We start from the raw sequence: 26,559 nt of genomic DNA, 5'->3' as shown, positions 1-26,559 counted from the left end.
GGCAGGGATTCGGCGACCAGCGGACCCAGGCGCCGGGCCTGGGCCACTGCCAGCAGTGCGACCACCAGGCACAGCTGCAGGACCATCCACCGGACCTGCGGCGGCATCAGATCGGACAGCTTGCCGTTCGCCGTCGAGGTAGCTTCGAAATGCTGTGGCGCGTACCAGATCACCCGCGGTGCGGCGCCGGCCAGATTCATCGCCAGTGCCGCATTGCCCTCTTTGAGCAGGCGCGAGTTCGTCATGAAGTCGCCCGTGCCGACCACGGTCACGGTGCGTGGCCCGTCGTGGTAGCGCGCCAGTGCGCCGTCGTAGCACAGCGTCACCGGCGTACTGCCGGCGGCCACATAGGTATCGGTGGTGCCCAACTGTGCCGTGCCGGCCCGGTTCGCCTCGGGCAGTTCACAATCCGGCTCTCCGCCGCCGAGCTCCGTTGGCTTGTCGAGCTGGATCTGCGGGGCCAGCTTCTCGCGGGTGAGCCCGGTCGGTGCGACGAGCAGCAGGTCACCGGGGAGATGGGTGAGCCGGGCAACGGTTTTCTCGCTGGACAGGAACATCGTCTGCGCCACCACCAATAAGGTGCCGGGCTGGGCGGCGCGGGCCACCTCGTCGGCGTTGGCGGCGGTGATCACCTCGACACCGTGGTCGCGCAACAGGCTGACCAATGCGTGGGTGCCCTCCGGCGCGGTGGACTCGGGATCCATCGCCCCGCCCGGCCGCGGTGCGGTCAGATAGACGGTCGCGATCGCCACCGCGACGACGACGGCGAACGCCAGCAGCACCCAGCGGGCCGTGCGTAGACGTTCTCTCATGCGGGGACAACCTCGTCGAGCGCCGCGATCGCGCGGTAGGCCGATTCGGTACCCGGCCGCTCACCGTAGGTGACGTCGTTGAATGTGTTTGCTGCGCTGAACAGTTCGGTGGACAGAGCGGGCAGCGCCGCCGCGGCGTCGCGGGCGAGTTCGGTCGCGGTACGCCCGGGCACGGCGTCGAGCACCCCGGTTTCCTCGAGGCGGCGTGCCAGGGCGCGGACCCGGTGCCGGATGGCTGCCGACCAATCACCCTGTGCGGCATATTGTTCAGCGATCGACCGGTGTTGCGCGGCGCTGAGCTCCTGGCTGCCGAACAGGGCTTGGTCCGCCCCGCGGGCGGTGCGCATCGTGCGCCGCGCGATCCGTACGGCCACCACGACGGCGACGACGACGAGGATCACCAGCACCGAGATGGTGAACCACCCGCCGGGGATCGTCGAGCCGGCGGAGGTGATCCGGTACAGCAGATCCCGCAGCCACTCGCCGATCTGATCGGCCGGTGAAGCCCGGGGGTAGATCGGCTTGGTCAGCTCGTTCTGCGCGGCGTCGTGCGCGGCGTCACGGTCGATTTCGATGCTCGTCACCTCAGATGTACCGGGGCAGGCAGCCAGAGTTGGTCGGCGGTTTCGACCGGTGCACCCGCGCCCGTCTGCAGCATCAGATCGAACGCCTCGGCCCGGAACCGGCGATCGGCGTACAGCAGGACGACCACGCCCGCGCTGAACGGTGCGGTGACGATCTGCCCGATCGCGGAGCCGACGGCGCTGAGGATCAGCGCCGGCATCGTGGGGCCGTCGGCGATCATCGTCATGATCTGCCCGGCGATGTTGAACGGCGCACCCACGCCCCAGCCGATCACCGCGGCCACGATCGTGGACAGCACCCAGATGCCGAGCACCCGCCAGAAGTCCTTGTTCACCAACGTGAACGAGCGGTTGACCGCCGCGACGATTCCGAGGTGTTCCAACACGATCACCGCGGGGGCGAACAGCAGAACCGTCGACACGTAGAGCACGCCGACGAGGGCGAGTGCCACCAACGGCGCACCTATCGCGAACGCGGCCAGCCCGCCGCCGATGCTGCCCGCACCGGCGATCGCCACCGCCACGCCGGCAATGACGACTGCCAAAGCCAGGGCCTGCAGCACGGTCAGCCCGATCAGCGCCGGTAACCGGCCGCGCAGCCGCTGCCATGCCTCACCGACCGTGATGCTTCCACCGAACACCGAGCGGCCGATCACCACGGTGAGCATGCCGCTCAGCAGAAGTGAGGCCAGCGTCGTGACCACGATGCCGGTGAACACGCCACCGGCGAACACCGCGACGGTCCCGGACGACGGCGCCTCGCCCTGCAGGGTGGAGTCGAATTCGCCGAGCGCGGACAGCGGCCCGATTTGCAGTGCGAGCGTGATGATCTGCGAGGCGAGCACCACGATGGTGGCCAGCCCCAGCGTCGCTTTGGGGTTGGTGCGGACGTAGGCGACCGCGCCGTTGAAGATCTCGGTCAGGCTCAATGGACGAAGCGGGATGACGTTCCCGAGATATGGCCGGCCGCTCGTCATGCATTCACCGTAGTTGCCGTCAGCAACTACCGTGTGGGCATGTCGACCGAGATCATCGTGCGTGGGTCGTTCTCTGCCTTTCAGCCGCCCGAACGTGCGACCGTGCACGCCACCATCGGCTACGAGGGGCCGGCCATCGAGCCGGTGTACGAACGGGTGGTCCGCGACCTGGACGCGGTGAAGGCCTCGATCGCACCGCTGCACAACCCCGATGGCGGCCCGGTCACCTGGTGGTCCACCGGCCACGTGCGCACCTGGGCCGAGCGACCCTGGAACAACGAGGGCAAGCAGTTGCCACTGGTCCACCATGCCAGCGTCGGCATCGAGGTCAAGTTCAGCGATTTCACCGCGATGGCGCGATGGGTCGGCGGCCATGTCACCGACACCGGCGGTTTTTCGCTGTCGCGAATCGAATGGGCACTGACCGCCAAGCATCGTGACGAACTCGTCGCCCGGGTGCACACCGCCGCCGTGCAGGACGCGGTCGCCCGGGCCCAGCGCTTCTCCGACGCACTGGGCCTCGGTCCGGTCCGGCCGGTGGCGATCGGCGATGCCGGCATGCTGGGCCGGTCTCCGGAGGGGTCGTCGTCCCCGTTGGCAATGCGCGCGATGGCCGCGCCCAAGGGCGGCGGTGCGCCGGAACTGGACTTTTCCCCTGCCGATATCGAGGTCGCGATGTCGGTCGATGCGAAATTCGTAGCGGGCCAGGACTGATCGCAGCGTAGGTTGACGCTATGGCCGACCTCAAGGACAAGCTGCGCGCCGATCTGACCGGCGCGATGAAGTCGCAGGACAAGTTGCGCACCGCCACCCTGCGCATGGTGCTGGCCGCGATCCAGAGCGAGGAAGTCTCGGGCAAGCATGCCCGGGAGCTGTCCGACGCCGAGGTGATCGCGGTACTGGCCCGCGAATCGAAGAAGCGCGGCGAGGCCGCCGAGATCTACACCCAGAACGGCCGGGGCGAACTGGCGGCCAACGAGCACGCAGAGGCCCGCGTCATCGACGAGTACCTGCCCACCCCGCTGACCGACGCCGAGCTGGCCGACGTCGCCGACACCGCCATCGCACAGGTCGCCGAGCAGATCGGTGAGCGCCCCGGAATGCGTCAGATGGGCCAGGTGATGAAGGCCGCCACGGCCATTGCCGCGGGCAAGGCCGACGGTGCGCGGCTTTCGGCCGCGGTCAAGGCGCGGCTCTAAAGCCTGCGAAACCGGTTGAAGCCCGGGCCAACGGGTACCTCAGGCGTATGCCCAAAGGTAAGGGGATCTACGACGAAGAGCACCGCGAGCAGCGCGGTGATGACGGTGACGCGGCGGGCAAGGGGTGCGCCAAGAAAGTCCCCGAGGACACCCCGGATGTCGACACCACCGAGAGCACCAGCCACGAACCGCCCGACTGAGCGCTAGTGGGCGGCGCGGCCCATCCTGCTGCGGTGATAGGTGACCCGCCGGACGTCGGCCAACCAATCCGGCGCCATCCGAACCCCGGCGGCGGTGTGCACAGCGGGGTCGAATGAGACGTCGCGGCCGTGGGGAAGCTTCTCGCGCAGCAGCAGCCGTGCCAAGGGCTCGAACTCGCCGCTGATCGAGGACTGTTCGATGGCGAATTCCATGCCACCGCGTTCCAGCTGAGCGTTCACGCTGCCGAGGGACAGACCGGAGCCGTCGAACTGGGTGTTGAGCCGAGCCCTGAGCCACCACAGTGCCCCCTCGAACCTCATCGGCATCACGCTGGAGAAGGTGATACCCGCCCAGGAGTTGGCCGGCCACAACAGAAATCGATTGCCGGCCAGGGTAGAGGCCAGCAGCACATCCCACGGCGTGCCGGACAACTGCGGTGGCAGACGAAAGGCCAGGCCCGCGATGTCCGGCAGGGAATCCGGTGTCCCGACCCCCTTGGACAACCGGCCGACGACGTCACACGAGTAGAGCGGCAGACCTCTGCCGCTGGGCGTGGTGCGCTCGAGACTGCCCCGCGCCAGTACCCCACTCGGGTGGAACAGCCGCCGGTGCCGTGCAGCCGCGCCCAGCTCGACTGGCCAGGAGGCGACGTCGGAGATCTTCATGGTCACCGACTGCCCACCTCGCGGAGACCACAAACGCGCGGGCTAGATCCGCCAGAGGGCTTCCTGGGTGACGCTGGCGATCAGCGTGTCGTCGGCGTCGTAGAGGGAACCGACCGCCAGACCCCGTGAGTCGTTGTGGTTCGCGGGCTGGATCTCGTAGCGATGCCAGCGATCCGGGTGGAACGGGCGGTGAAACCAGATCGAATGATCCAGGCTGGCGGCGAAGCCGAGATCGGACCGCAGCTTGACGTCAGGCGGCAGCGCCGAGGGCACCGGACCGAGATCGGACATGAACGCCAGCGTGCAGGCACGGATCAGCGGATCGTCCTCGATCGGAGTGCTGGCCCTGACCCAGAACGGTGGGATGGCGAACTCCGACGCGTCGTCGTGGGTGGTGCGCAGTTCGAACTTGTCCCCGAAATCCAGCACGTCGGCCTTGGGGACCGCCGCGGCGAACTCCAGTGCGGGCGGTGCCTCCGGGGACCAGTCGAGCCCCGGTTCGGGATGGTGGAACGACGCGATCATCTCCAGGATCACCGCCCCGCCCTGGCTGGCGGTGACGTGGCGGGTGGCGAACGCGCGTCCGTCGCGGATGCGGTCGACGTGGAACTCGACGTCGGCGTCGTATCGCCCGCCACGAACGAAGTAGGCGTGCAGCGACTGGGGGAGCTTGCCGTCGTCGACCGTGGCCCCGGCCGCGGCCAGCGACTGCGCCGCGATCAGGCCGCCGAACAGCCGCTCGACCGCACCTCGTCGGGGCTCGCGGATGCAGAAGTCATCGCCATGGCGATCGAACTGCAACAGTTGGGCGATCCAGCTCAGCGCGGCCATCGGCCGAGGCTATCAACTGCTTGGTTGGGACGGCGCTCACACCTGCTTGGCGAAATAGCGCTGACCGTCGGAGGCCAGCCGGCCGAACGCCGCCTTGACCACCGGCGCGAGCCCTTTGAACGGAATCGCGAACAACGGCTTCGGCTCGATCGCCACGATCCAGGTGAACTGTGTCTGGCCGTCGCCGACGGGTTCGACGAGGTAGTCCTCTGCGAACCGGCGCAGCGTCGGAATGCTGGCGTGATCGACCGTGAACGAGTACCTGCGGCCTTCCTCCCAGCGGAAGAACGTCTCGTGTACCCGCACCACGCCCGGCGCCAGTGTCACCTCGCGGGAGGTGCCGACACCGAAGGGTCTTGGCGTCAACCAGTTCACCGCCGTGATCGACGGGCCCCACGCGGCCAGGGACTCGTCGGATACCAGCGAATCCCACACCTTTTCAGGCGGTGCGGCGAAACGCTTCTGATAGGTGAAGATGTGCGGTGCCGTGGTGAAGAAATCGGCGTCGGCGGATTCCAGCGTGAACCGGGGCATGGTGCCAGCATGCCGCACGGCGGCACTGCGGGATACTCGGATACAAGCGCATACCGGAGAGGGGACCTATGACGGCGGCGCTCGCCGGCCGCTACGAGCTACGCGGCGTGCTCGGCCGCGGCGGCATGGCCGAGGTGCACGACGGCTGGGACACCAGGCTGTCGCGTCCGGTGGCGATCAAACTTCTCTATCCGGCCCTGGCCGCCGACGAGGTGACCCGCAGGCGTTTCGAGAACGAGGCGCGGGCTGCGGCCGCGCTGAACCACCCCAACATCGTCGCCGTCCACGACAGCGGTGAAGACAATGGGACGCCGTACATCGTCATGGAACGACTGCCCGGGCCCACCCTGGCGGACGAGATCGAGGCCGGTCCGCTGTCGGCCGACCGCGTGCGCTGGGTGCTGGCAGACCTGCTCGGTGCGCTGACAGCCGCGCACGGGGCGGGCATCCTGCACCGCGACATCAAGCCCGGCAACGTCCTGATCACCGCGTCCGGCACCGCCAAGCTCGCCGACTTCGGAATCGCCAAGACCAACGGGGCCACCCACACCCGCGTCGGGATGGTGTTCGGCACCGCGAATTATCTGAGCCCGCAACGGATTACCGGCCGGCCGGCGTCGCCGTCGGACGATCTGTATGCCCTGGGCGTCCTCGGTTACGAGGCATTGACCAGGCAGCTTCCGTTCGAACGCGACAATCCGGTGGCCACCATGCGCGCGGTGCTCGAGCAGCCGCTGATGCCGATCGGGATGCTGCGTCCGGATGTCGATCCCGCTCTGATCCACGTGCTGGAACGCGCGATGTCGCGGGATCCGGCCTACCGCTTCGCCAATGCCGCCGAGATGCGGGCCGCCCTGCAGAAGGCGCCGGCTCGGCCCGCGACCCTGATGCTGCCCGCCCCGCCGCCTCCTCCGCCAGTCCGGCGTTCCCGCATCCAGATGGCCCTCCTGACGGCCGGTCTACTGGCCGGCGTCATCCTCGCGGCCGTCCTGTTGATCTCCGACCCGCCGCCACAACGCGCGCCGGTCACGCCGGTGACCACCTCTGTCGAGCCGACCGTTCCGGCCGTGACGAGCGTCCCGACGTTCACGCCGACGGTGCCCGAGGACGAAGGGGATCAGGGCCCCGGGATCGGCAACGGAAACGGCCATGGGAATGGCAAGGGTCACGGGAAGAAGGGCCACCAGCACGAGTGACGGGGCCGTGACCTGGTAAAAAGCAAGGCCCAGACCGGATTTCTCTGGTCTGGGCCTTCCTTGCACTGTCGGGGTGGCGGGATTCGAACCCACGACCTCTTCGTCCCGAACGAAGCACGCTACCAAGCTGCGCCACACCCCGCGTGAAGCTTCGACAGCCTATCGCACCGGGTACCTCGAAAGCCAAACGGCCACCTCGCCGCCGACGGGGCCATCGGTCCGCGTCGTTTTCTACCGCTGGGTCGGTGTCGCACCGGGATCGCAGCCCTGGCGTAGAAAACGGCGGTGGGGTGACGAGGAGGGTCCCCGCGGCGTACGTCACTCCCGGGAACGGGAAGCAATAGGCGTGTCGGTGGTGTTCTACACAATGACATCACCGGAATCGACTGGAGTACTCATGACCGTCCTGGGCGCCTTCATCTACCTGGGGTTCTTCGCCCTGGCAGCGTTGTGGCTGTTCCTGACGGCCGAGACCGATCAGGACCAGCTGCCCGAGCGTTCGAACTCCGAGAGCACCTCTGAGGACTCCGAGGTGTCCAGCCCCTGGGCGCTGAGCCAGTCCGCATCGAAGTAGGTGTCCGCGTAGCGGTCACCGCTGTCGGCCAGCAGGGTCACCACCGACCCACTGCGTCCGTGCGCGACCATCTCGGCCAGCAGCTGGAACGCGCCCCACAAATTGGTTCCCGTCGACGGCCCGACCCGGCGTCCCAGCACCCGGCTCGCGTGGTGTGCCGCGGCCACCGACCCGCTGTCGGGCACGGCGATCATGCGATCGACCACCCCGGGCAGAAACGACGGCTCCACCCGCGGCCTGCCGATGCCCTCGATACGTGAGGACGCACCCGTGACGACGTCGTCGCGGTCCTGTGCGTAGCCGGGGAAGAACGCCGAATTCTCCGGGTCGACCACACACAACTGCGTGGCATGCCTGCGGTAGCGGATGTAGCGGCCGATCGTCGCGCTGGTGCCGCCGGTGCCCGCCCCCACCACGATCCACTCCGGGACCGGGTGCGGTTCCAGGCGCATCTGCTCATAGATCGACTCGGCGATGTTGTTGTTGCCGCGCCAGTCCGTGGCCCGCTCGGCGTTGGTGAACTGGTCCAGGTAATGCCCGCCGGTCTCGTCGGCCAACTTGTGCGCCTCGGCATATACCTGCGACGACTCGGCGACGAAATGGCAACGGCCACCCTGGGCTTCGATCAGCGCGATCTTCGAGCCGCTGGTCGAGGCGGGCACCACCGCGATGAACGGCAGACCGAGCAGTGCCGCGAAGTAGGCCTCGGACACCGCCGTCGACCCCGAGGATGCCTCGATGATCGTGGTGCCCTCACCGATCCAGCCGTTGCACAACCCGTACAGGAACAGGGAACGGGCCAGCCGGTGCTTGAGGCTGCCGGTGATGTGGGTGGACTCGTCCTTGAGATACAGCGCGACATCCACTTCCTCGCGCCACCCGGCGGGCAGCGGATAACGCAGCAGATGAGTGTCGGCGCTGCGCTTGGAATCGGCCTCGATCAGCCGCACCGCGTTGTCGACCCACCGGCGGGGCCGAGGGCGTGACGCGGTACAGCCAGGTTCGCTCACCGGGCCGAGACGGTCGGGCTGGATTGCCCGGCCCTGATCCCGACGTGCCCGCCTCCGGTCGGCGCTGCGACCAGCGTCAGCAGAGTGGCCTCCGGGCGGCAGCAGAACCGCACGGGCGCGAACGGCGACGTGCCGATGCCCGCCGACACATGCAGCTGCATGTGCGATCCCCACTTCGAGGCGCCCTTGGCCCGGGACCGGTCCAGCTCGCAGTTGGTGACGATGGCCCCGTAGAACGGCAGGCACAGCTGCCCGCCGTGGGTATGCCCGGCCAGCACCAGCTGATAGCCGTCGGCCGCGAAGCGGTCCAGCACCCGGGGCTCGGGGGAGTGGGTGAGGCCAAGCGTCAGGTTGGCCGCTCCGTTGGCCCGGCCGGCGATGGTGTCGTAACGGTCGCGCTTGAGGTGCGGATCGTCGACCCCGGCCACCGAGATGTGCAGCCCGGCCACCTCGATGTCGCGGCGGATGTGGGTCATGTCGAGCCAGCCGCGTTCGGTGAAGGCCGCGCGCAGGTCCTGCCACGGCAGCGGCTCACCGTGCGTCCGGTGCTGCGGGTTGGTGACGTAGTTCAGCGGGTTCTTCAGCCGCGGCGCGAAGTAGTCGTTGCTACCGAACACGAACAGGCCGGGAGCCGAAAGCAGGTCACTCAATGACTGCACGACGGCGGGCACGGCCTTCGGGTGGGCCAGGTTGTCGCCGGTGTTGACCACCAGGTCGGGCTCGAGGCGCGCCAGATCACGCAGCCAGGCCTGCTTGCGGCGCTGGTTGGGACGCATGTGGAGATCGGAGAGATGCAGCACGCGCAGGGGCGACGAGCCCGGGGCCAGTACCGGCATGGTCGCTTCCCGCAGCACGAACGCATTGCGCTCGATGAGGGACGCGTAGCCGATCCCGGCAACCAACGAACCGGCGGTGACGGCAGCTGCCTTCTTCACTGACATGCAGGCAAGCCTACTGCGATCCGGCCGTCACGGGGGTGGTGGAGGCCCGAGCACCGGCACGGTGATCGGAGGCAGCCCGGGGATCTCGACCACCGTCTGGCCGATCTCCGGCGGCGGGCCACCCGGGAACGGGAACGCCACCGGGGGCGGCGGCGGGGCAGGCGGGATCCCGTTGCTGATCTGGATGGTGATGATCGAGCCCGGAATCGTCTGCCCGGCGGGCGAAGTGCCGACCACGGTGCCGTACCGCGAGCTGCTGTTGACCGAGGCGGCGCCGTCGGCCACCTGGAATCCGGACTCCTTGAGCCGCTGGCGCGCGGCCGTCTCGTCCAGCCCGTTCACGGTGGGCACCACGGAGCCGGGGCCGCCGTCGACATAACGCGGATCGGTCGGCGGCAGCGCGACCGGCCCGAAGTTGTTGGCGATCGGCTTGAGCGCGGTGAACCAGGTGCGGGCCGGCTCGTTGCCGCCGAACAGGTCGCCGTTCCCGCACTGGCGCAGCGGGAACGAGCACAACTCGCCGGGGGTGGTGGAATCGTCGTAGATGTAGTTGGCCGCCGCGTACTGGTTGGTGAAGCCCAGGAAACCCGACGAACGGTGCGCCTCGGTGGTGCCGGTCTTGCCCGACATCGGCAGATCCCAGCCCACCGAACCGGCCGACCCGGAGGCGGTACCGCCGGCCTGGTCGTCCTTGCTCATCGCGTTGGCCAGGGTGTTGGCCAGACCTTCGGGCACCGCCTGCTCGCACGTCTCGGTGGTCACCGACACCTCATTGCCGTGCCGGTCGAGCACCTGGCCGATCGGGTTGGGCGGGCACCAGGTCCCGCCCGAGGCCAGCGTGGCCGCCACGTTCGACAACTCGAGCGCGTTGACCTCGATGGGGCCCAGCGTGAACGAGCCGATGTTCTGGCGCTTGACGAAGTCGGCGAGGCTCTCGTTGCTCTCTGGGTCGTAGTCGCGCGCGGTGCCGGGCAACGCGTAGGACCGCAGCCCCAGCTTGACCGCCATGTCGACCGACCGTTGCACGCCGATCTGCGAGATGAGCTTGGCGAAGGCGGTATTGGGCGAGGTGGCCAGGGCATCGGTGACGCTCATCGAGCCTCGGTAACCGCCGGCGTTCTTCACGCACCAGGTTTCCTTCGGGCATCCCGGGGTGTCGCTGCTGCCCAGACCCTTGGCCTGGAAGAAGCCGGGCACCGGAAGCTGGGTGTTGATGCCCATCCCCATGTCCATGGCCGCGGCCGTGGTGAAGATCTTGAAGATCGACCCGGCGCCGTCGCCGACGAGTGAGAACGGCTGCGGCTGCATGGTCTCGCCGGCATCGGTGTTCAGGCCGTAGGTGCGATTGCTGCCCATCGCCAGGACCGGATGGGATTCCTTACCCGGCTTGACCACGCTCATGACACTGGCGACGCCGGGGGCATCCGGCCGGGCGATGCTGTCGATCGCCGACTTCACCGAGCCCTGCACATCCGGGTCCAGCGTGGTCTTGATCAGATAACCGCCCTTGGCGACCTGTTCCTTGGACAGGCCGGCGCGGGCCAGATACTCCAGCGCGTAATCGCAGAAGAACGCCCGGTCTCCGGCGGCGATGCAGCCGCGGGGCAGCTCGTTGGGCTGCGGCAGGATGCCCAGCGGCTGCTGCTTGGCGGCCCGCAGCGCCTCGGCTTCCTGAGGGATGTTGTCGATCATGGTGTCCAGCACCAGGTTCCGCCGGGCCAGTGCGCCGTCGGGATTGGTGTAGGGATTGAGCGCGCTGGTGGACTGCACCATGCCGGCGAGCAGGGCGGCCTGCTGCCAGTTCAGCTCGGAGGCGTTGACACCGAAGTAGGTCTGCGCGGCGTCCTGAACGCCGAACGCGCCGTTGCCGAACGAGACCAGGTTGAGGTAGCGCGTCAGGATCTCGGGCTTGGTGAAGGTCTTGTCCAGCGTCAGGGCCATCCGGATCTCACGCAGTTTGCGGGCCGGTGTGGTCTCGATCGCGGCACGGCGCTCGGCATCGGTCTGGGCGACGACGAGCAGCTGGTAGTTCTTCACGTACTGCTGCTCGATGGTCGAACCGCCGCGGGTGTCTGAGTCGCCGCGCATGTATCCGGTCAGGCCGGTGAGCGTGCCCTGCCAGTCCACACCGTTGTGCTCGGCGAACCGCTTGTCCTCGATCGAGACCAGGGCGAGCTTCATGGTGTTGGCGATCTGATCGCTGGGCACCTCGAAGCGGCGCTGCGAGTACAGCCACGCGATGGTGTTGCCCTTGGCGTCGACCATGGTCGAGACCTGGGGAACCTCGCCGTCCACCAGGGCGGCCGAGCCGTTGGCCACCACGTCGGAGGCGCGGTTGGACATCAGGCCGAATCCACCCACGACAGGGAACATGAAAGTGGCCACCAAAACGCTGGCCAGCAGGCAGCACCATGCGAGTTTGATGATGGTGACCGCTTGGGGTGGCTGCGCGGGCGGTCGTGTCGGCGGCTCCGGCATGGGTACAGAGTAGCTATCTCGCTGAGGCGGGCTTCCTGCGAGCGGGGCTCACCGGCATATCGCGCTTGCCTGCAGAAATACCGCGGTGTGCCGGAAAGCGGGTCAGACGGCACGGCCGTCCCAAAAAAGTGGTTCGCAAACTGTTGCGTTAATACCCTCTGACCACCTAGCTTGGACACACAGTGCGATCCAGGTAACACAGGCTGGCGCAATGTGGCGTAGATCGCAACGGCGTTCTACACCGGAAGGTTCGAAGCCTGCCATCTGGGGAGATGGCTGGAACGAAGGGATCGCTGGTGTCAGGTACACGAACTGTCGCAGACAAGATGAACGCTTCCACCCCAGCCGCCAACCTGGTCCACCGAGGCGAGGGCGAAGCCCGGATCGCCTGGGTTTCGCAGGCGAGGTGCCGTCAGGCCGATCCGGACGAGCTGTTCGTCCGCGGTGCCGCACAACGCAAAGCCGCGGTGATCTGCAGGCACTGCCCGGTGATTCTCGAATGCGGTGCCGATGCACTCGACAACCGCGTGGAGTTCGGAGTCTGGGGCGGGATGACCGAACGTCAGCGTCGTGCCCTGCTCAAGCAGCATCCCGAAGTCATCTCCTGGTCCGAGTTCTTCGCCGCCCAGCGCAAGCACCACCGCAGCGCGGTCTAACCTCCGTGTCTTACGCGGGCTCACCCGGCCCGCGCGCGCCAAAGTGCAGCCGACGGTAGTGTATTCGGTTGTGGCACATGGTAATCAGCAGCAGTGAGTGAGCCTGTCAGCGTTCTTCCGTTGTCGGCGATGGTGTCTGGTGCCGCCGGCATGCTGATACCGCTGCCTGCGGCGGAAACCGGCGACGATCCGTTGCTGAGCGACGTCGCCTTGCACGAGCCCGGCACCCCGGCGGACTACAGCGGCACCATCGTGTTCGTCAGCACTCGCATCGAGGACCGCTTCGCGCTCGGGTCGTTGCTCGATGAGGTGGGAACCGCTGCGGCCGTTGTGCTTCCACCCGATGCGACGACCGACGTGTCGATGTTGCCCAGCCACTCCGCCAGACTGTTCCGGCGTTCGCCATGGGTCGGCTGGAGCGAGCTGTTCCGGGTCCTGGTCCGGCTGCTCGGTGCGGGCCGCATCGTCAGCCCGGCTCCGCAGGTGGACAACTTGCAGGCCCTGGCCCGTTGGATCAGCAGCCAGACCGGCGCTCCGGTGACGATCGAGGATCTGGATTCCCGAGTCCTGGCGTACGCCGTCGTCGGGCCGGGTGTCGACCCGATCCGGAACCAGACGATCCTGGGTGGCGCGGTACCCGCATGGCGGGTCGAGCGGCTGATGTCCACCGGGTTCTTGCCCGCGGTCTGGCGATCCGATGACGTGGTCGTGCGCAACGCCGAGGATGACGACCCGGCCCGCATGGTGGTCGCGATGAAATCGGGCACCGAGACGCTCGGCACGATCTGGGCGGCGTTGGACGACGACACCGATCGCGAAGAACTACGGCAGCTGCTGTTGCAGGTGCGCCAGACCGCCGCGGCGATGATGCTGCGAGAAGTCCACCGCGACCAATACGAACGCCGGCTCCAGGAGTCGGCTCTGGTCGACCTGCTCTCGCGTGGGGTGGACCCCGGAGTCCCGGCGGCGTTGCTCGGGCTGCAACCGGACAGCAGACATGCAGTGGTCGCGCTGGGCTCCGATACGCCCGCGTCGCGCTCCCTGATGTTCCATGTTCAGGCGCTGCGGGCGGGCGCCCGGACGGCGCGGGTCGGGGACGACCTGCTCGTCGTGCTCCCGGTGCTGGACGACGAGTCCGCCGAAGCGGATCTGGCTGACAACCTGTCGAGGCACTTGACCCGGGTCTCGGCTGCCCACGCCGGCCCGGTAGCGGTCGGTCCCGTCGTCGACGCCATCGCCTCCTTGCGGGATTCCGCCATCGTCGCCCGCCAGGTCCTCGATGCAGCCGCACTCAACGTCGCACACCAGCCGCACGACCAGCGGCCCGTGCTCACCGCTGCCGACGTGCAGGACGCGCTGACCCTGGTCCGGGCGGCCGATCTGCTCGGTCCGATGGCCGACACGATCACCGAACCGCTGTCTGCCCTGCGCCGGCACGACACCGACCACGGCACCGCGTTCATCGACACCGTCGCGGCCGTGCTCGACCACCCGGGCAATCTGAGCGGAGCGGCCCGCGAACTGGGCATCCACGCCAACTCGCTGCGGTACCGGCTGGACCGGATCCGGGTGGTCTCGGGTATCGACCTGCACTCGGCGGCAGCCCGGCTCCGCGCGTCCCTGGGGCTGTTGGTGTGGGAACGAGGCGGTGAGGTTCGCGCCGCCCGCCCGCCCGTCGACATCGACAAGAATCGCGGATCCGGTTAGTGCATTTCGGAGATACCGCCATCGGGGTCTCGGGGGCTTCCTCCGAATCCGACGAAGATCCGCGCGGAATTCCTCAGCCCGCACGGCTCTCCTCACCAGGGGCTGTATTCATAGGGTTTATCTGTGATTGATGCACCACTGCGTACCGGGCCACCACTGCCGGATCCGGACACGCTCATGCACCGGCGCGGCGAAATCGTGGCCGGTGTGGTTCGGCAGGGATTCATCGGCGACCTGTACCCGATGTGCGGAGTCATCGACCTGGACACCCTCGATGAACTGATGCGGTCGCTGACCGAGGCCTACCCGTCGAGCATGCCGGCACTGCACACCATCGCGGCCAAGGCGATCACGCTGCGCCCGGTGCTCGCGCGTTTCGCCCAGGCGGGATTCGGATGCGAGGTGGCCAGCCCCGGTGAGCTCGAACTGGCGCTGGCTGCGGGCTTCCCGGCAGAACGCATCGTGTTCGACTCTCCGGCCAAGACCGAGACGGAGATAGAGCGGGCGCTCGCGCTGGGGGTGTCGTTCAACATCGACAACTTCGAGGAGCTGGCGCGGGTCGATCAGGCGATCGCCCGGGTGGGTGGACATCGGTCGGTGATCGGGATGAGGCTGAATCCCCAGACCGGCGCCGGCACCATCGGCGCCATGAGCACGGCCACCACCACCTCCAAGTTCGGGATCGGGCTGGCCGACCATCGCGACGAAATCGTCGACGCCTTCGCGGACCGGCCCTGGTTGACCCAGCTGCACGTGCACAGCGGATCGCAGGGGATGAGCCTCGCGCACGCCGCCGAGGGCGTTCGGCTGGTGGCAGAGCTCGCCGCCGAGATCACCGCACGGGTCGGCTTCCGGCAGATTCAGCGGATCGACATCGGCGGAGGATTGCCGGTCAACTTCGAATCCGACGACATCACACCAAGTTTCGCCGATCACCGCGCCGCGCTGGAGGGTGCGGTGCCGCAGCTGTTCGACGGCACGTACGCCTTGGTGACCGAGTTCGGGCGCGCGCTGACGGCCAAGGCCGGCACCATCGTCGCCCGGGTCGAGTACACGAAAGTCACCGGCGGCAGGCCGATCGCCATCACCCACGCCGGTGTGCAGGTGGCCACCCGCACGATCTTCGCGCCCGAGGCGTGGCCGTTGCGGGTCGAGATCTACGACCGGCAGGGGCGGCGCCGCGACGACGGCATGCGGGTACAGGATGTGGCCGGGCCCGCCTGCTTCACCGGTGACATGCTGGCCGTCGGCCGCGAATTGCCGTTCATTCGCGGGGGAGACCTGGTGGCTGTTCCGGATACCGGTGGCTACTACTTCTCCACCCACTTCTCGTACAACGCGCTGCCCCGACCCGCGGTGTACACCGTGGGGACCGACGCCGAGGGCGACCGACGCTGGTCGCTTGCCCGTCGGGCCCAGACGATCGAACAGATCGTCACCGAGGCCGGCGAACCGTCTCTTGTGCCGCTGCCTCTGCTCCCGTCCGCCTGACCCTCCGACTGATTGCGACCGCCCACATGCTCGAATCGACATCCCAGTCGTCCTCCACCGACGAACCCCGCTCCGGCCTGGCCAGGTCGCTGAAAACGCGACACATGACGATGATCGCGATCGGCGGTGCCATCGGTGCCGGGCTGTTCGTCGGTAGCGGTGCGGTCATCAAGACCGCCGGCCCCGCCGCGATCCTGTCCTACGTTCTGGCCGGCGCGCTGGTGCTGTGCACCCTGCGCATGCTGGGCGAGATGGTGGTCGCGAAGCCGAGGACCGGCGCGTTCGCCGACTACGCCCGGATGGGGATCGGGCCGTGGGCGGGCTTCACCCTCGGGTGGTTGTACTGGTACTACTACGTGATCATCATCGCGGTGGAAGCCGTTGCCGGAGCGAAGATCCTGTCCGTCTGGGTCGGTTTGCCGCTGTGGCTCATGGCCATGCTGTTGATGGCCGTGATGACCGTGACCAACCTGATCTCGGTGCGGTGGTTCGGCGAATTCGAGTTCTGGTTCTCCGGCATCAAGGTCGCCGCCATCGTGTCCTTCATCGTGCTGGGCCTTTTGTGGGTCCTGGGGCTGTGGCCGGGCGACACCAGCGGACTGAGCAATCTGGTGTCCCACGGCGGGTTCGCGCCCAACGGCGTCGGAGCGATCCTGGGCGCCGTGGTGGTGGTGATCTTCGCCTTCGGTGGAGCCGAGATCGTCACCATCGCCGCCGCGGAGAGCGCCGAGCCCGCGAAGTCGGTGGCAAGGGCCACCACCGGAGTCATCTGGCGGATCATCCTGTTCTACGTCGGGTCGATCTTCCTGGTCGTGTGCATCCTGCCGTGGAACGACGCATCCGTGCTGTCCAGCCCGTACGTGGCCGCGCTGGACAAACTGGAGATCCCCGGGGCCGGCGCGATCATGAACTTCGTCATCCTCACCGCGGTGCTCTCGGTGCTGAACTCGTCGATCTACACTTCCTCGCGCATGCTGCGGGTCCTCGCGTCGCACGGTGACGCGCCGGAGTGGTTGGTGCGCACCAACTCCCGCGGCGTACCGACCCGGGCCGTACTGGCCAGCACGGTCATCGGCTGGATCTCCGTGGTGCTCGCCTACATCGCCCCCGATTCACTGTTCCTGTTCCTGGTGAACTCGTGCGGCGTGGTCGCGATCTTCATGTACATCATGATCGGCATCTCCGAACTGCGGGTACGCCGGGCCATCGAACGTGAAGACCCGTCCAAGCTGACGCTGAAGATGTGGTTCTTCCCGTATCTGACCATCGTGGTGATCGCCTGTTTCGTCCTGGTCCTGCTGGCCATGCTGTTCGACGTCGATCAGCGCGTCCAGCTGCTGGCCAGCGTGCTCAGCCTCGTCGTGGTCGTGGTGGCCTACGTCCTGCGCAAGCGGTTCGGGCGCATGCCCGTCGATGCCGAGGTCGCCGAACTGGCATGAGCGGCTTCTTCTCCCGGGCCTCGTCCTGGCTGACCGACGCGGCGACCTGGTCGGCCCGCGTCACGGACCTGAGCACCGGCCAGACCCTGTGGGAGCACACTCCGGACCGCGTGCTCAAGACGGCCAGTGTGGGGAAGGTGTTCCTGCTGGCCGAGGTGGCGCGCCGGTTCGACGACGTGACCCTGGACCCGGGTGAAGTCGTCGCCGCCACCGCCGAGGACCAGGTGGCCGATTCCGGCATCCTCTACCTGCTGCGGCAGCAGGACCACCGGATCGATGACCTGTGCCTGCTGATCGGTGCCGTGAGCGACAACATGGCGACCAACATGCTGCTTCGCCGGCTCGGGCTCGACGAGGTGCAGCGGGCCACCCGCGACCTCGGGTTCACCGCCAGCGGATTACGGGATCGGGTGCGGCTGAACCGATCCCAGGATGATCCGCTCACCCTCTCGACGGGCAGCGCGGCGGAACTGTGCGACTTCGTCGGACGTCTGCACACGGGCGAAATCCACGGCGCTGCGGCATCCGAGCGGGTGCGGCGATGGCTCGGCGTCAACACCGATCTGTCCATGGTGGCGCGGGCGTTCGGCCTGGACCCACTGGCCCACACCGAGCCCGACGCCGGCTTCGAACTCTGGAACAAGACCGGGACCATCTCCGATGCGCGCATCGACATCGGATGCGTCGGGCACGCCGCCAGCGGACGCCGGGTGGGCTACGCCGTGCTGGCGAACTGGGCCTGGGGTGAGGACCATCGCGATCCGTGCCTGGAGGCGATGGGGTTGCTGGGCAACGAGATCCGCCGGTATCTGGAGGACGCCGGTCAGGCGGCGTCGGCCGCCTCTCCGGTGATCTGATCGGCGATCGCGCGCAGCGCCTCGAGATCGGACACATCGAACGGCAACGACGGCACGCCGACGATCGCCACATGCGGATTGGCGCCGGTGAACCGGGACAGCAGCCGCACCTCGCGCTTGGCGGTGTGGGCTCGGTCGGCGTGGATGCGCAGTACCGCCGCGGCCAGCGAATCCGGATCCTCGGCCGCCAGCTCGTCGGCGGCTTCCTCGGCCTTCTCGGCGTGCAGGTCGGACAGCGTGGGATGGGTGCGGTTCAGGATCAGCCCGGCCAGCGGCATGTGCTCGTTCGAGAGCCGGTCGACGAAGAACGACGCCTCACGCAATGCATCGGGCTCGGCCGCCGACACCACCACGAACTGGGTGCCGCGCCGCTTGAGTAGTTCGTAGGTCTTGTCGGCCTTCTGCCGGAAACCATCGAACGTGGCGTCCAGCGCCTGAACGAAACCAGCTGCGTCGGAAAGCATTTGCGAACCCAGCACGGTGGACAGGGCCTTCATGGCCAGGCCGACCGCGCCGGTGACGAGCTTGCCGATGCCCCGCCCCGGCGCCAGCAGCATGCGCCACAACCGGCTGTCCATGAAGCTGCCCAACCGCTTCGGCGCGTCAAGGAAGTCCAGTGCGTTGCGCGACGGCGGGGTGTCCACCACCACCAGATCCCACTTGTCCTCGGCCAGGAGCTGGCCGAGTTTCTCCATCGCCATGTACTCCTGCGTGCCGGCGAGAGACGTGGCGACGGTTTGGTAGAACTGGTTCTCCAGAATGGAGTCGGCGCGGCCGGGATCCGAGTACTGCACCACCATCTCGTCGAACGTGCGGCGCATGTCCAGCATCATCGCGTGCAGCTCCCCGGTCACCTCCGGTGCCAGCGGAACCCGCTGCGGAGTGTTGCCCAGATCCTTGATACCCAGCGCCTGGGCCAGCCGCTTGGCCGGGTCGATGGTGAGCACCACGACGGTGCGGCCGTATTCAGCTGCCCGTAGGGCCATCGCGGCAGCGGTGGTGGTCTTGCCGACTCCGCCTGCGCCGCAGCAGACTACGACGCGGTTGGCGGTGTCGGACAGGATCGCGTGCATGTCGAGGGCGGGCGGGTTGGCACTCACTATCGGACCCCCTGCTGTTCGAGTGCTTCGGCGAGTTCATACAGGCTGCCCAGGTCGACGCCGTCGGCCAGCGCGGGCAGTTCGAGGCGGGGTACGTCGATGGCGTCGAGCTGTTCGGCGCTCTCGGCGCGGGCCGCGATCCGCGTGGCGTGCTGGATCGACTCGGTGAGCAGGCCGGCGAAATCATCGTCCGCCAACGTGATTCCGGCCTTGTCCAGGCCGGCGCGGACGGCGTCGGCGTCGATGTCGCCCTCGGCGGCCTTGGCCAGATCCCCGGCGGGCAGGTACGCGGGGATGTTGCGGTTGACGATGACGCTCCCGATCGGCAGCCCCATCTCGGTCAGCTCGTCGATCGCCTCCAGCGTCTCCTGGATCGGGAGTGCCTCCAGCAGCGTCACCAGGTGAATGGCGGTCTGCTCGGAGTGCAGCAGCTTGACCACGCCATCGGCCTGGGAGTGCACCGGCCCGCCCTTGGCCAGGTCGGAGACCGCCTTGGTGACGTCCAGGAACCGCGAAATACGGCCGGTGGGAGGAGAATCCACGACAACGGCGTCGTAGACACCGCGCTTGCCCTTGGCGTCCTTGGCGGTCCGCGTCACGATCTCTTTGATCTTGCCGGTGAGCAGCACGTCACGCAGACCGGGCGCGATGGTGGTCGCGAACTCGATGGCCCCGATGCGGCGCATCGCGCGGCCGGCCAGGCCGAGGTTGTAGAACATGTCGAGGTATTCGAGGAACGCGGCCTCGATGTCGATGGCGAGCGCGTTGACCTGACCGCCGCCGTCGGCCGTGGCGACCTTGACTTCCTCGTACGGCAGCGGCGGCACGTCGAACAGCTGCGCGATGCCCTGGCGCTCCTCGACCTCGACCAGCAGCACCTTGCGGCCGCCGGCGGCCAGCGCCAGGGCCAGGGCCGCGGCGACGGTCGACTTGCCGGTGCCGCCCTTGCCCGTTACGAAATGCAGCCGGGCCTTGGTCAGCCGCGACGGCCAGCCGACGTGTTTGGCGCCGCTCTCGGTGGTTGCCACCAGTGCATGCTAACCAAGCCTGTGTGTCCGACCGATAGGCTCAGGCCATGAGCGAACCAACCCGGTGGGAATACGCCACGGTGCCGTTGTTGACCCATGCCACCAAACAGATTCTTGACCAGTGGGGACAGGACGGCTGGGAGCTGGTCTCCGTGCTGCCGGGTCCGACGGGTGAGCAGCATGTCGCCTACCTGAAGCGGCCGAAATGACCGTGACGGCACGGCTGGCCGAACTCGGTATCGAACTGCCCGACGTGGTCGCGCCGCTGGCCGCCTACGTCCCCGCGGTGCGCACCGGCAATCTGGTCTACACCGCCGGTCAGCTGCCGATCCAGGGCGGCGAACTGCAGGCCACCGGCAAGGTGGGCGCCGAGATCAGCCCCGAGCAGGGCAAGGAGCTCGCCCGGATCTGCGGCCTCAACGCGCTGGCCGCGGTGCACGCGCTGGTGGGCATCGACTCCGTCGTCAGGGTCGTCAAGGTGGTCGGGTTCGTCGCCTCCGCCCCCGGATTCAGCGGACAGCCCGGCGTCATCAACGGTGCCTCGGAATTGTTCGGTGAGATCTTCGGCGAGGCAGGCGCACACGCGCGTTCCGCCGTCGGCGTGTCGGAACTGCCGCGCAACGCGCCGGTCGAAGTCGAGATCATCGTCGAAACCGCGTGAGTGACAGCGTGACCGAACATCCGGCCTACGGGCTGCTGCGGCCGGTCACCCAATCGGCCTCGGTCCTGCTCTGCGACAACCCGGGCCTGATGACGCTGGAGGGCACCAACACCTGGGTGCTGCGCGGCCCGGGCAGCGACGAGATCGTCGTCGTCGACCCCGGTCCCGACGACGCGGCGCACATCGCGCGTATCGCCGAGCTGGGCACCGTCGCGCTGGTTTTGATCAGCCACAAGCACGAGGACCACACCCGCGGGATCGACAAGCTCGTTGATGCCACCGGGGCGGTGGTCCGCTCGGTCGGCAGCGGCTTCCTGCGCGGTCTGGGCGGCCCGCTGACCGACGGCGAGGTGATCGACGCCGCAGGCCTGCGGATCAAGGTGATGGCCACTCCTGGGCACACCGTCGATTCACTGTCGTTCGTGCTCGACGACGCGGTGTTGACCGCAGACACCGTGCTGGGGCGCGGAACCACCGTCATCGACACCGAGGACGGCAGCCTGCGCGACTACCTGGAATCCCTGCACCGGCTGCAGGGGCTGGGTACCCGCACGGTGCTTCCCGGGCACGGACCGGACCTTCCCGATCTCCACGCGGTGACCGCGATGTACCTGGCCCACCGCGAGGAGCGGTTGGACCAGGTACGGGCAGCGCTGAGGGAACTCGGAGAAGACGCCGGGGCCCGACAGGTCGTCGAGCACGTCTACACCGACGTCGACCAGAAGCTGTGGGATGCCGCCGAGAAATCGGTGCAGGCCCAGTTGGACTACCTGCGCGCTTAGCGGGCTCGCTACCGCGCGCGCCGCGCCAACCTTTCGGAGTCGCTGATCAGCACGCTCTTGCCCTCCAGCCGGATCCAGCCGCGGTGGGCGAAATCGGCCAGTGCCTTGTTGACGGTCTCGCGGGACGCGCCGACGAGCTGGGCGATCTCTTCCTGCGTGAGGTCGTGCGTGACGCGGAGCGCCCCGCCCTCCTGGGTTCCGAACCGCTGGGCCAGCTGCAGCAGCTGCTTGGCAACGCGACCGGGGACGTCGGTGAAGATGAGGTCGGCCAGGTTGTTGTTGGTGCGACGCAGACGACGCGCGAGAACGCGCAGCAGCTGCTCGGCGATCTCGGGACGGTCGGCGATCCACGCGCGCAGCGCGTCACGGTCCATCGACACCGCACGCACCTCGGTGATGGTGGTGGCGCTCGAGGTGCGGGGCCCCGGGTCGAAGATCGACAGCTCGCCGAACATGTCCGACGGACCCATGATGGTCAGCAGGTTCTCCCGACCGTCGGGCGAACGGCGGCCGATCTTCACCTTGCCGGAAATGATGATGTACAGGCGGTCGCCGGGCTCGCCTTCGGCGAAGACCGTGTGCCCGCGCGGGAAGTCGACGGGCTGCAACTGCTTCGTCAGCGCCGAAACGGCGGTCGGTTCGACGCCCTGGAAGATTCCGGCCCTGGCCAGGATCTCGTCCACGTTGCCCCTTAAGCTATTGGGTGTGTTGTCCTCTTACTGATACTTCCTGCTCAGTCTAGAGGTACGCGGTTTCGCGACTAGCCCACGCTACACACGATTGACAGGTCGAGACGCAGGAAACCCGGTATTGATGGCCTGCGGCTCGTAGTACCGCGTCGGCAAACGCTCACTGTCGAGGTCGATGATCATCGGCTTGACGCGTGGAATGACGGCCGCCGCCGGGCGTGGTTTTCGGTCCAATCCCGATTCGAGCCGCTCGAGCCCGAACGCCGCCAGCATGAGCAACCCCGGGGTGAGCGCTACCAGCAACCACGACACAAGGCAGTAGTTAACACGGCGTAGGTCTCAGTGGGGTCACGAATCATCACCGGTCCGCGCCACGGATTGTCCGACGAGGTCAGTACGCTGATTGACGTGACTGCGTCTGCCGCCCCAACTGGGAAAACGCGCCGGTCCAAGAAGTGGGACAACGAAACCCACCTGGGCCTGGTTCGTCGGGCCCGCCGGATGAATCGCGAACTGGCCCGGGCATTTCCGCATGTCTACTGCGAGCTCGACTTCACCAACCCGCTGGAGCTGGCGGTGGCGACCATTCTGTCGGCGCAGAGCACCGACAAACGGGTGAACCTGACGACGCCCGCGTTGTTCCTCAAATACCGCACGGCGCTGGACTACGCGCAGGCCGATCGCACCGAGATGGAGGAGCTGATCCGGCCGACCGGCTTCTACCGGAACAAGACCAACTCGCTGATCCGGCTGGGCCAGGAGCTGGTGGCCCGGTTCGACGGCGAGGTGCCCGACAACATCGAGGACCTGGTGACCCTGCCCGGGGTGGGGCGCAAGACCGCCAACGTCATCCTGGGCAATGCCTTCGACATCCCGGGGATCACCGTCGACACCCACTTCGGGCGGCTGGTGCGCCGCTGGCACTGGACGACCGAGGAGGACCCGGTCAAGGTCGAGTTCGCGATCGGTGAGCTCATCGAACGCAAGGAATGGACCTTGCTCAGCCACCGGGTGATCTTCCACGGCCGCCGGGTCTGTCACGCCCGTAAACCAGCCTGCGGGGTGTGCGTGCTGGCCAAGGACTGCCCGTCGTTCGGGCTCGGGCCCACCGACCCGGAGACCGCTGCCGCGCTGGTCAAAGGCCCCGAGACCGAGCATCTGCTGGCGTTGGCGGGGCTGTGAACGCACGATGAGTCGATCGGCCCGCTGGACCGTGGTGGTCCTCGTGGTCCTGGTGGCACTGGGCACCGCATTCTGGATGGAACTGCGCGACGAGCCTGCGCCGCAGCCCGGGGCGGGGCAGTCCACGTCCCGCGATCACCGCGACGCCGATACCCCAGAGGCCCTGGCCGGACCTCGCTCCCGCGCGGATCTGGCGCCCTGTCCTGGGCTGGGCCGGGGTCCCGGACCGGAAGCGTTGCGCGGCATAACCCTGGACTGCGCGGGCGACGGGAAGCCCGTCGACGTGGCATCCGCGCTCGCAGGCCGGACCGTGGTGCTCAACCTGTGGGCCTACTGGTGCGGGCCGTGCGCCGACGAACTCCCGGCGATGGCCGAATACCAACGCCGGGTCGGTGACGACGTGCTGGTGGTGACGGTGCACCAGGACGAGAACGAGGCGGCCGCGTTGGTGCGGCTGGCCGAACTCGGTGTGCACCTGCCGACGCTGCAGGACGGCCGGCGACTGGTCGCGGCCGCGCTCAAGGTGCCCAACGTCATGCCTGCGACGGTGGTATTGCGCGCGGACGGTAGCGTGGCCGGGATCCTCCCCCGTTCGTTCGTCAGCGCCGACGAGATCGCGGCGGCGGTCGACGAGAAGATCCGCTCTAGCCGATAGGAGCACCCGGGGTGAGATCGACGCGCGACGGGCTGTTCCCGGATGCCGCCCCGGCCTGGCTCAAACCGCTGGTGGACAACCTCGACCAGGTGCCGGACGCCTACCGCCGGCGGGTGCCCAAGGACGTGCTGGCCGGGATCGTCGAAGCCAACAATCAGGCCGCGCAGGCCGGCGCACGCCGCGACGCCGCGGTGCTGGTGCTGTTCTCGGGCCCGCCTGAGGGCGCGCCCCCGCTGCTTCCCGAGGACGCCGATCTGTTGGTGACAGTCCGCGCCTCGACACTGCGCCACCACGCCGGCCAGGCCGCGTTCCCCGGCGGCGCCACCGATCCCGGCGACCAGGGTCCCGTCGGCACGGCCTTCCGCGAGGCGTGGGAGGAGACCGGCATCGACACCAGCCGGCTGTACCCGCTGGCCACCCTGGAGAAGATGTTCATCCCGCCATCGGGGTTCCATGTGGTCCCGGTGCTGGCGTATTCGCCCGACCCTGGCCCGGTGGCCGTCGTCGACCAATCCGAGACCGCCGTCGTGGCGCGGGTTCCGGTGCGGGCCTTCATCAACCCGGAGAACCGGCTCATGGTGTACCGCGAGGCGAACGCCAGCCGGTTCGCCGGACCGGCCTTCCTGCTCAACGAGATGCTGGTGTGGGGGTTCACCGGCCAGGTGATCTCGGCGATCCTCGACGTCGCGGGCTGGGCCAAGCCCTGGAACACCGAGGACGTCCGCGGACTCGATGACGCAATGGCCCTCGTCGGGCATGACAACGGTTACGGTGAAGCCCCATGTTGAAGTGGATATAGATGACACCCTCGGTTTGGCTCGATTTCGCAATCCTCGGCATCGGCTTCGTCGCAGCCATCTCCGGCTGGCGCTCCGGCGCGCTCGGCTCCCTGCTGTCGTTCATCGGTGTGGTGCTCGGCGCGGTGGCCGGCGTGCTGCTGGCGCCGCACGTGATCCCGCACGTCAGCGGTGACCGCACCAAGCTGTTCGCGACGCTGTTCCTGATCCTGGCGCTCGTGGTGATCGGTGAGATCGCCGGTGTGGTGCTGGGCCGTGCCGTGCGCGGCACGATCCGCAACCCGCTGTTCCGCGCGTTGGACTCGGTGGTCGGGGTGAGCCTGATGCTGGTCGCGGTCCTAGTGGCGTCGTGGCTGCTGGGTAGCCTGCTGACCTCCTCGGATCAGCCCAATCTGGCTGCGGCAGTGAAGAATTCGCGGGTGTTGACCGAGGTCGACAAGGTGGCGCCGGACTGGATGCGCTCGGTGCCGAACCGGTTGTCGGCACTGCTGGACACCTCCGGGCTGCCCGATGTGCTCGAACCGTTCGGCCGGACCCCGATCGTCAACGTCGACGCCCCCGACGCCGCGCTGGCCACCGATCCCATCGTGACGACGAGCCGGCCCAGCGTGGTCAAGATCCGCGGCATCGCGCCGAGCTGCCAGAAGGTGCTGGAGGGCAGCGGATTCGTGGTCGCGCCCAACCGGGTGATGTCCAACGCCCACGTGGTGGCCGGCGCCGACAGCGTGACCATCGAGGCCGACGGCAAGACCTACGACGCGGGCGTGGTGTCGTACGACCCCAACGCCGACATCTCGATCCTCGACGTGCCGGATCTGCCGATCGCCCCGCTGCAGTTCGCCGAACAACCGGCCCCCAAGGGCACCGACGCCGTGGTGATGGGTTACCCGGGTGGCGGCGACTTCCTGGCCACGCCGGCCCGCGTGCGCGAGATCATCGAGCTCAACGGACCTGACATCTACCGGAGCACCACCGTCACCCGCGAGGTCTACACGGTCAGGGGCACGGTGCGGCAAGGCAATTCAGGTGGGCCGATGATCAACCGGGCGGGCAAGGTGCTCGGTGTGGTGTTCGGCGCGGCCGTCGACGACGCCGACACCGGGTTCGTGCTGACCGCCAAGGAAGTCGAGCGTCAGCTGGCCAAGGTCGGCAACACCCAGCGGGTGGCGACCGGGACGTGTATCAACTCCTGATCACCTGGCGGGCAGCTGGGCCAGGAAACGGCTCAGCTGCTCGTTGACCGCCTCGGGCTGTTCCTCGTGGCCGAAATGCCCTGCACCCGTGATCGATACGTATCGGCCGTGCGGTGCATAGCGCTGGGTCCGGTGCACCGGGTCGGTGAGGACGTACGGGTCGGCGTCGCCGCGCATGTGCAGCACGGGCACGCTGATCGGCCGTTTCATCGAGCGCATGAACCGCAGGCCCTCGCTGCGCAGTTGGCTGCGCACCGCCCACCGCTGGTATTCCAGCGCGCAATGTGCGGCTCCCGGAATCTGGATGGCCTGGCGCAGAT

30 protein-coding genes and 1 tRNA gene are annotated in these 26,559 nt (G+C 68.0%); 16 read left to right on the top strand and 15 right to left on the bottom strand.

What is annotated here, in order from left to right:
* From TX88_RS26360 to TX88_RS26350, 3 genes are all read right to left on the bottom strand, one after another.
* Positions 1-812: DUF4350 domain-containing protein (locus TX88_RS26360; RefSeq protein WP_044522036.1), on the bottom strand; the 812-nt coding region annotated here is incomplete at its 3' end.
* On the bottom strand, positions 809-1,396 hold the full coding sequence (locus TX88_RS26355; RefSeq protein WP_044521111.1) for a DUF4129 domain-containing protein: 588 nt from the start codon (positions 1,394-1,396) through the stop codon (positions 809-811). The genes TX88_RS26355 and TX88_RS26360, both read right to left, overlap by 4 nt.
* Positions 1,393-2,373, bottom strand: coding sequence for a DUF7847 domain-containing protein (locus tag TX88_RS26350; RefSeq protein ID WP_084622129.1), 981 nt, complete (start codon positions 2,371-2,373; stop codon positions 1,393-1,395). Before TX88_RS26350 ends, TX88_RS26355 begins: the two co-directional genes overlap by 4 nt.
* A gap of 39 nt (positions 2,374-2,412) precedes the next feature.
* On the opposite strand from TX88_RS26350, the gene TX88_RS26345 reads away from it, so the two are divergent.
* The 3 genes from TX88_RS26345 to TX88_RS34620 are packed head-to-tail and all read left to right on the top strand — an operon-like array spanning position 2,413 to position 3,772.
* The gene (locus TX88_RS26345; RefSeq protein WP_044521107.1) at positions 2,413-3,087 is read left to right on the top strand and encodes an SIMPL domain-containing protein; all 675 of its coding nucleotides are present in this window, start codon (positions 2,413-2,415) and stop codon (positions 3,085-3,087) included.
* Positions 3,088-3,107: 20 nt separating this feature from the next.
* Positions 3,108-3,572 carry a GatB/YqeY domain-containing protein gene (locus tag TX88_RS26340; RefSeq protein ID WP_044521104.1) on the top strand — a complete coding sequence of 155 codons (465 nt, stop codon included), beginning with the start codon at positions 3,108-3,110 and terminating at the stop codon, positions 3,570-3,572.
* A gap of 47 nt (positions 3,573-3,619) precedes the next feature.
* The gene (locus TX88_RS34620) at positions 3,620-3,772 is read left to right on the top strand and encodes a hypothetical protein (RefSeq protein ID WP_167333307.1); all 153 of its coding nucleotides are present in this window, start codon (positions 3,620-3,622) and stop codon (positions 3,770-3,772) included.
* A gap of 3 nt (positions 3,773-3,775) precedes the next feature.
* On the opposite strand, the gene TX88_RS26335 is transcribed toward TX88_RS34620, so the two are convergent.
* From TX88_RS26335 to TX88_RS26325, 3 genes are read right to left on the bottom strand one after another with little or no spacing between them, the layout of a single operon-like run.
* On the bottom strand, positions 3,776-4,438 hold the full coding sequence (locus TX88_RS26335; RefSeq protein WP_044521099.1) for a hypothetical protein: 663 nt from the start codon (positions 4,436-4,438) through the stop codon (positions 3,776-3,778).
* Positions 4,439-4,480: 42 nt separating this feature from the next.
* Positions 4,481-5,269 (bottom strand): acyl-CoA thioesterase, encoded by a 789-nt coding sequence (locus tag TX88_RS26330; RefSeq protein ID WP_044521096.1) that lies wholly within the window; start codon positions 5,267-5,269, stop codon positions 4,481-4,483.
* 36 nt (positions 5,270-5,305) lie between these two features.
* Positions 5,306-5,803 carry an SRPBCC family protein gene (locus TX88_RS26325; RefSeq protein ID WP_044521089.1) on the bottom strand — a complete coding sequence of 166 codons (498 nt, stop codon included), beginning with the start codon at positions 5,801-5,803 and terminating at the stop codon, positions 5,306-5,308.
* A 68-nt stretch (positions 5,804-5,871) separates the two neighbouring features.
* Between TX88_RS26325 and TX88_RS26320 the strand changes: the two genes are divergently transcribed.
* A complete protein-coding gene (locus TX88_RS26320) occupies positions 5,872-6,999 on the top strand; it encodes a serine/threonine-protein kinase (RefSeq protein WP_044521085.1) in 1,128 nt (375 codons plus the stop codon).
* Between the two features lie 68 nt (positions 7,000-7,067).
* Here the strand turns inward: TX88_RS26320 and TX88_RS26315 are convergent.
* The 4 genes from TX88_RS26315 to ponA2 all read right to left on the bottom strand — a co-directional run bounded on the left by TX88_RS26315 (position 7,068) and on the right by ponA2 (position 12,002).
* Positions 7,068-7,141 (bottom strand) — tRNA-Pro (locus TX88_RS26315).
* Positions 7,142-7,476: 335 nt separating this feature from the next.
* On the bottom strand, positions 7,477-8,583 hold the full coding sequence (cds1, locus tag TX88_RS26310; protein ID WP_044521077.1) for an L-cysteine desulfhydrase Cds1: 1,107 nt from the start codon (positions 8,581-8,583) through the stop codon (positions 7,477-7,479).
* Positions 8,580-9,524 carry a metallophosphoesterase gene (locus TX88_RS26305; protein ID WP_044521072.1) on the bottom strand — a complete coding sequence of 315 codons (945 nt, stop codon included), beginning with the start codon at positions 9,522-9,524 and terminating at the stop codon, positions 8,580-8,582. Before TX88_RS26305 ends, cds1 begins: the two co-directional genes overlap by 4 nt.
* Before the next feature lie 27 nt (positions 9,525-9,551).
* Positions 9,552-12,002: a transglycosylase/D,D-transpeptidase PonA2 gene (gene ponA2, locus TX88_RS26300; RefSeq protein ID WP_044521068.1), complete on the bottom strand. Its 2,451-nt coding sequence runs from the start codon at positions 12,000-12,002 to the stop codon at positions 9,552-9,554.
* A 326-nt stretch (positions 12,003-12,328) separates the two neighbouring features.
* Between ponA2 and TX88_RS26295 the strand changes: the two genes are divergently transcribed.
* The 5 genes from TX88_RS26295 (at position 12,329) to TX88_RS26275 (ending at position 18,152) form a co-directional block, all read left to right on the top strand.
* Positions 12,329-12,658 carry a WhiB family transcriptional regulator gene (locus TX88_RS26295; RefSeq protein WP_044521063.1) on the top strand — a complete coding sequence of 110 codons (330 nt, stop codon included), beginning with the start codon at positions 12,329-12,331 and terminating at the stop codon, positions 12,656-12,658.
* 93 nt (positions 12,659-12,751) lie between these two features.
* Positions 12,752-14,365 (top strand): PucR family transcriptional regulator, encoded by a 1,614-nt coding sequence (locus TX88_RS26290; protein ID WP_044521057.1) that lies wholly within the window; start codon positions 12,752-12,754, stop codon positions 14,363-14,365.
* A gap of 123 nt (positions 14,366-14,488) precedes the next feature.
* Positions 14,489-15,856, top strand: a complete 1,368-nt coding sequence (locus TX88_RS26285; RefSeq protein WP_044521055.1) for a type III PLP-dependent enzyme domain-containing protein — start codon at positions 14,489-14,491, stop codon at positions 15,854-15,856.
* Positions 15,857-15,882: 26 nt separating this feature from the next.
* Positions 15,883-17,295 (top strand): amino acid permease, encoded by a 1,413-nt coding sequence (locus TX88_RS26280; RefSeq protein ID WP_044521050.1) that lies wholly within the window; start codon positions 15,883-15,885, stop codon positions 17,293-17,295.
* A complete protein-coding gene (locus TX88_RS26275; RefSeq protein WP_044521047.1) occupies positions 17,292-18,152 on the top strand; it encodes a serine hydrolase in 861 nt (286 codons plus the stop codon). Before TX88_RS26280 ends, TX88_RS26275 begins: the two co-directional genes overlap by 4 nt.
* Here TX88_RS26275 and TX88_RS26270 read toward each other — a convergent pair.
* Together TX88_RS26270 and TX88_RS26265 are read right to left on the bottom strand one after the other, a co-directional pair.
* A complete protein-coding gene (locus TX88_RS26270) occupies positions 18,119-19,252 on the bottom strand; it encodes an ATPase BagB (RefSeq protein ID WP_044521044.1) in 1,134 nt (377 codons plus the stop codon). The genes TX88_RS26275 and TX88_RS26270 overlap by 34 nt on opposite strands.
* The gene (locus tag TX88_RS26265) at positions 19,252-20,283 is read right to left on the bottom strand and encodes an ATPase BagA (RefSeq protein ID WP_209447110.1); all 1,032 of its coding nucleotides are present in this window, start codon (positions 20,281-20,283) and stop codon (positions 19,252-19,254) included. Before TX88_RS26265 ends, TX88_RS26270 begins: the two co-directional genes overlap by 1 nt.
* A 44-nt stretch (positions 20,284-20,327) precedes the next feature.
* Between TX88_RS26265 and TX88_RS34015 the strand changes: the two genes are divergently transcribed.
* From TX88_RS34015 to TX88_RS26255, 3 genes are read left to right on the top strand one after another with little or no spacing between them, the layout of a single operon-like run.
* On the top strand, positions 20,328-20,489 hold the full coding sequence (locus TX88_RS34015; RefSeq protein ID WP_075908995.1) for a Sp36 family protein: 162 nt from the start codon (positions 20,328-20,330) through the stop codon (positions 20,487-20,489).
* On the top strand, positions 20,486-20,941 hold the full coding sequence (locus tag TX88_RS26260) for a RidA family protein (protein WP_044521040.1): 456 nt from the start codon (positions 20,486-20,488) through the stop codon (positions 20,939-20,941). Before TX88_RS34015 ends, TX88_RS26260 begins: the two co-directional genes overlap by 4 nt.
* Positions 20,938-21,723 carry an MBL fold metallo-hydrolase gene (locus TX88_RS26255; RefSeq protein WP_044521036.1) on the top strand — a complete coding sequence of 262 codons (786 nt, stop codon included), beginning with the start codon at positions 20,938-20,940 and terminating at the stop codon, positions 21,721-21,723. The genes TX88_RS26260 and TX88_RS26255 overlap by 4 nt, the downstream gene beginning before the upstream one ends.
* Before the next feature lie 8 nt (positions 21,724-21,731).
* Here the strand turns inward: TX88_RS26255 and crp are convergent, their stop codons facing one another.
* Positions 21,732-22,406 carry a cAMP-activated global transcriptional regulator CRP gene (crp, locus tag TX88_RS26250; RefSeq protein ID WP_003883807.1) on the bottom strand — a complete coding sequence of 225 codons (675 nt, stop codon included), beginning with the start codon at positions 22,404-22,406 and terminating at the stop codon, positions 21,732-21,734.
* Between the two features lie 87 nt (positions 22,407-22,493).
* Positions 22,494-22,685 (bottom strand): hypothetical protein, encoded by a 192-nt coding sequence (locus tag TX88_RS26245; protein WP_210741967.1) that lies wholly within the window; start codon positions 22,683-22,685, stop codon positions 22,494-22,496.
* Positions 22,686-22,820: 135 nt separating this feature from the next.
* Here TX88_RS26245 and nth point away from each other — a divergent pair, with 135 nt between their 5' ends.
* Genes nth through marP form a run of 4 tightly spaced genes read left to right on the top strand, consistent with a single transcriptional unit; the run spans position 22,821 to position 26,239 of the window.
* A complete protein-coding gene (nth, locus tag TX88_RS26240; protein WP_084622180.1) occupies positions 22,821-23,594 on the top strand; it encodes an endonuclease III in 774 nt (257 codons plus the stop codon).
* Positions 23,595-23,601: 7 nt separating this feature from the next.
* Positions 23,602-24,249 carry a TlpA family protein disulfide reductase gene (locus TX88_RS26235; RefSeq protein ID WP_044521019.1) on the top strand — a complete coding sequence of 216 codons (648 nt, stop codon included), beginning with the start codon at positions 23,602-23,604 and terminating at the stop codon, positions 24,247-24,249.
* Positions 24,250-24,260: 11 nt separating this feature from the next.
* A complete protein-coding gene (locus tag TX88_RS26230) occupies positions 24,261-25,037 on the top strand; it encodes an NUDIX hydrolase (RefSeq protein WP_044521012.1) in 777 nt (258 codons plus the stop codon).
* A gap of 11 nt (positions 25,038-25,048) precedes the next feature.
* On the top strand, positions 25,049-26,239 hold the full coding sequence (gene marP, locus TX88_RS26225; protein ID WP_044521005.1) for an acid resistance serine protease MarP: 1,191 nt from the start codon (positions 25,049-25,051) through the stop codon (positions 26,237-26,239).
* Here the strand turns inward: marP and TX88_RS35365 are convergent.
* Positions 26,240-26,559: alpha/beta fold hydrolase (locus TX88_RS35365; protein ID WP_044521004.1), on the bottom strand; the 320-nt coding region annotated here is incomplete at its 5' end.

Source organism: Mycolicibacterium septicum DSM 44393 (assembly GCF_000455325.1).
GTDB classification, from domain to species: domain Bacteria; phylum Actinomycetota; class Actinomycetes; order Mycobacteriales; family Mycobacteriaceae; genus Mycobacterium; species Mycobacterium septicum.
This window is presented reverse-complemented; position numbering and strand designations above follow the sequence as displayed.